Below are 2819 nucleotides of genomic sequence, written 5' to 3'. Positions count from 1 at the left end.
CATTGTTCTGCTTCCCAGGCTGGGGATAGGAGGGCAGGTGATGCGTATTTATCCGTGTCTGGCGGCGGGATATTTCATTTTGTTTTTAATGTACGCCGCTATCATATTCTTGTATTACTTTAATGATTTGAAGGGAGCGGTGCTTACGGCGGTGAGCTTTTGCGGGATCACGTTTTTTGGCAGCTTGTTTTCCTCACGGCTGTCGGCTCCCTGGTACGGGCTGGGGCTTGTGGCCGGAGCCTTTGCGGGCTTTTGCGCAGCGTATCACAGACTCAGGGTGATGGAGAGGACGCTTGATATCCATGTGTTTTGTCAGGGAAGCATTATGAAGGCGGGACATGGACGAAAACCCTCTAATTTGGTTTATGGCGGTCCCACTCCAAAAATGGAGACAAAATTGGAGAAAAAAAGAGGAAGGTAAGGTAAACTTATGGAAGCGGGAAATATTTTGCGCATTATTATCATCATCACCGGGGTGGTGCTGCTTGGCATCACGGTTTCGTCACTGGCAAAAAGGAGGATGACGGAGCCCTTCTGCCTTACCTGGGGACTTATCAGCATTATCATAATTCTGGCGGGGGTTTTGCTGCGTCCGGTGATTTTGAATCGATACATCTCTACAACGGGCATGGCACTGGTTCTGCTTTTGGGCTTCTGCGCAATTTACGGCGCGTACTTTATGAGCGCCCGGGTTTCTGAGCTGATGCGCAGAAATCTGGAGCTGGCCATGCAGGTATCCTTGCTCAATCAGGAAAACGAAGTGATCAAAAAGCGCCTCGAGGAGCTGGCGGAAGAGATGGGGCGGAAGCCGCTATGAAAAGGATATTGATTGTGATCAATACGTTGGGGATGGCAGGGGCGGAAACCGCTCTCATGGAGCTTGTCCGGCATGTGAATCCCAAGGAATACCAAACGGATTTGTATGTGCTGCTGGGACAGGGGGAGCTGGTGCACAGGCTGCCGGAACATATAAGGCTGCTTAACAGACGCTACAGTGACTGCTCGGTGCTTTCCAGAGAGGGGAAAAAGCTTCTTTTTTCCAATACGCTCCGGGCGCTGGCCGCAAGGGGAAACTTATTTTTTCTGCTGCCATATCTTGCAGGGAATTTTTGGGAGATGGCGAGAAAAAAAAGAATTCTGCCGGATAAGCTGATGTGGAGGGCATTGTCTGACGGCGCAGAACGTTTCCACAGGGTTTATGATCTGGCTGTGGCCTTTTTGGAGGGCGGCGCCTCTTACTATGTGGCGGATCATGTGAAGGCCAAAAAAAAAGCCGCGTTTATTCATGTGGATTACACAAGGGCCGGGTATACCAGAAGGCTTGACAGAGACTGTTATCTGAAATTTGACAGAATATTCACGGTTTCGGATGAGGTGAGAGAGGCGTTTTTAAAGGTATATCCGCAATGCAGGGAAAAGACAGAAATTTTCCGCAATCTTGTGGACCGGGAGGGTATATTGAAAAAGGCGCAGCTTCCCGGGGGATTTTCCGATTCCTTTCAGGGACTTAGAATTCTCACCGTGGGCAGGCTGACGGCCCAGAAGGCTCTTGAGGTGTCGGTGGAGGCTATGGCGCTTCTGAAAAAAAGCGGTGAAAATGTGCGATGGTATGTGCTGGGGGAGGGAGATGAGAGGCGCTTTTTGGAGGGGAAAATCAGGCAGCTTGGCCTGGAGAGGGATTTTCTGCTCCTGGGCGCTGTTCCGAATCCCTATCCCTATCTGCGGCAGGCAGATATCTATGTACACGCCAGCCGCTATGAGGGAAAAAGTATTGCCATACAGGAGGCCCAGATTCTGGGGAAGCCTATTTTGGTGTCGGACTGCAGTGGAAACAGAGAGCAGGTAAAACCCATGGAGGACGGGATGATGTGCAGCCTGACGCCGGAAGGTATCCGTGACGGGGTACAGGCCCTTATTCATGATGGGGATTTGCGAAAGAGGATTGGTTTTGCTGCGGCAGCACGAAGCTTTGGGGACGAATCGGAGCTGGAAAAGCTGTTTTGTCTTTTGGCTTAGGATTTGAGGGGGAAAGGTGGTAGAATGAACAACAAGGAGCTTTTGGTGATTATTCCGGCTTACAATGAAGAAAAGAATATCGGAGCGCTTCTGGAGCGTCTGGAAAAACCGGAGATTGAAAGGATTGCAGACATTCTGGTGATAAACGACGGCTCTAAGGACCGGACGAGCCTGATAGCCCGGGCCAGAAACCACATAGTGGTGGATCATGTGTTTAATCTTGGATATGGAAGCGGCCTGCAGTCAGGTTATAAATATGCCCTGCGCCATGGCTACCGGTATGTGATTCAGATAGATGGGGACGGACAGCATGATGCAGGGAATATTACGGCTATATATGAAAGACTTAAGAAAAAGGACGAAAGGGGAGAATGTCCGGACGTGGTGCTGGGCTCCCGGTTTTTAAAGGACAGCGTATCGTTTCCGGTTTCCTTTGCCAAAAAGATTGGATTTGTGCTGTTTCGGCGGTTGATTTATATGGGAACAGGGAGGCATATAAAGGACCCCACTACAGGACTGTGGGGGCTTGATAAAAGAGTATTCTCCTTTTATGCAGGATATAGTCGTTTTGACGACAGGTATCCGGATGCCAATAAGATAATGGAAATGCTGCTGCTTGGCTTTCGGGTGGAGGAAATTCCTGCGGTGATGCACCCCAGGACGGAGGGCGTGAGCATGCACTCGGGACTTAAGCCCTTTGTATATGTGCTGCGTATGTTGTTTTCCATAGTGGCGGTTGGGAGCAGAATTAAGCGGCTTTGCCTTGGGACGGAGGGTTGGGGGGGGGGAGGGGATTGATAGTG

The 2819-nt window shown here is 50.4% G+C and carries 4 protein-coding genes; all 4 read left to right on the top strand.

The window, feature by feature from the left end; genetic code table 11:
• Positions 1-421 (top strand): exopolysaccharide Pel transporter PelG (gene pelG, locus AC1WIP_RS14175; protein WP_481142437.1); only part of this gene is annotated, 421 nt, incomplete at its 5' end.
• A gap of 9 nt (positions 422-430) precedes the next feature.
• A complete protein-coding gene (locus AC1WIP_RS14170) occupies positions 431-817 on the top strand; it encodes a DUF2304 domain-containing protein (RefSeq protein WP_481142436.1) in 387 nt (128 codons plus the stop codon).
• Complete coding sequence (locus AC1WIP_RS14165) at positions 814-2016, top strand: glycosyltransferase (RefSeq protein ID WP_481142435.1); 1203 nt, start codon at positions 814-816, stop codon at positions 2014-2016. The genes AC1WIP_RS14170 and AC1WIP_RS14165 overlap by 4 nt, the downstream gene beginning before the upstream one ends.
• Before the next feature lie 24 nt (positions 2017-2040).
• Positions 2041-2814 (top strand): glycosyltransferase family 2 protein, encoded by a 774-nt coding sequence (locus AC1WIP_RS14160; RefSeq protein WP_481142434.1) that lies wholly within the window; start codon positions 2041-2043, stop codon positions 2812-2814.
• Positions 2815-2819: the final 5 nt, after the last annotated feature.

This window comes from Acetatifactor sp., from assembly GCF_982438285.1.
Note: the sequence above shows the minus strand (reverse complement) of the source record. Positions and strands in the feature narration are given on the sequence as shown.

What these genes read in the sequence shown, in the direction of transcription:
- AC1WIP_RS14165 (WP_481142435.1), top strand. Translation starts at nt 814, where the DNA reads ATGAAAAGGATATTGATTGTGATCAATACGTTGGGGATGGCAGGGGCG.
- AC1WIP_RS14160 (WP_481142434.1), top strand. Translation starts at nt 2,041, where the DNA reads ATGAACAACAAGGAGCTTTTGGTGATTATTCCGGCTTACAATGAAGAA.
- AC1WIP_RS14170 (WP_481142436.1), top strand. Translation starts at nt 431, where the DNA reads ATGGAAGCGGGAAATATTTTGCGCATTATTATCATCATCACCGGGGTG.